The 234-nt window shown below is 23.1% G+C and carries 1 protein-coding gene; it reads right to left on the reverse strand.

The features are described from left to right. On the reverse strand, nucleotides 1-234 hold a 234-nt coding region (locus IDG64_RS14970), incomplete at both ends, for a restriction endonuclease subunit S domain-containing protein (RefSeq protein ID WP_481906135.1).

Genomic DNA, 234 nt, shown 5'->3' on the forward strand with positions numbered 1-234 from the left:
TATTTTATTTTGTATCTTAGATGAATTTAAAACCTCTACTAAAAACAATCTATCATACAGATTTTTATCAAATTTAATTTTAAAAAAATTATTATGAAACGCTCCAAATACATTAGTTACTACTTTTCCAGTATTACCTGTTCTAGTCATTAAAATATCTTCTTTATTTGCAATTACTGATTGAGGGGGATTTTCGATAAAATATTTAGTTTGACTATTTGGTCTTAAAAATTC

This window comes from Staphylococcus sp. EG-SA-15 (assembly GCF_017151895.1).
Classification (GTDB): domain Bacteria; phylum Bacillota; class Bacilli; order Staphylococcales; family Staphylococcaceae; genus Staphylococcus; species Staphylococcus aureus.